The organism is Cryomorphaceae bacterium 1068 (genome assembly GCA_027214385.1).
Classification (GTDB): Bacteria; Bacteroidota; Bacteroidia; order Flavobacteriales_D; family Cryomorphaceae; genus JAKVAV01.
The window spans coordinates 1-352 of record JAPVXR010000056.1 but is presented as its reverse complement, the minus strand read 5'-3'; the positions used below and the strand labels follow the sequence as shown (position 1 = coordinate 352).

The window sequence follows — 352 nt, the reverse complement described above, 5'->3', positions numbered from 1 at the left end:
AAATCGAAGCAGTCTCCTGAAAGGTCACCAGCGTTTTCACCTACGGCAGCACCTTCAAGTTCTCCGCTCCAGCTTAAGTGCCAGATCAAGCAAACACCAACTCCAGCGCCGTCCAGGTCAAACGGTGGGCCGGCAGGAAGATCTAGGATATTAAGATCTGCATCGGTAATTACCCATGCCATGCTTTCACCTGTTTCGCCCGTAAGTGTTACGTTAATTGGATCGCCTATTCCATCACCCACACAAATAGTGGTTTCGTCTTCTGTAGAAATCTCTCCACCGTCAGCTACATATCGTGTTACTTCAATCGGGTTCGATAGATCGAAGCAGTCACCTGAAAGGTCACCTGCAT

Annotated in this window: 1 protein-coding gene; it reads right to left on the bottom strand. The window is 48.9% G+C overall.

Annotated features, from left to right (window positions below):
- A partial coding sequence (locus O3Q51_18440) for a T9SS C-terminal target domain-containing protein (GenBank protein ID MCZ4410802.1) occupies positions 1-352 on the bottom strand: 352 nt, incomplete at both ends.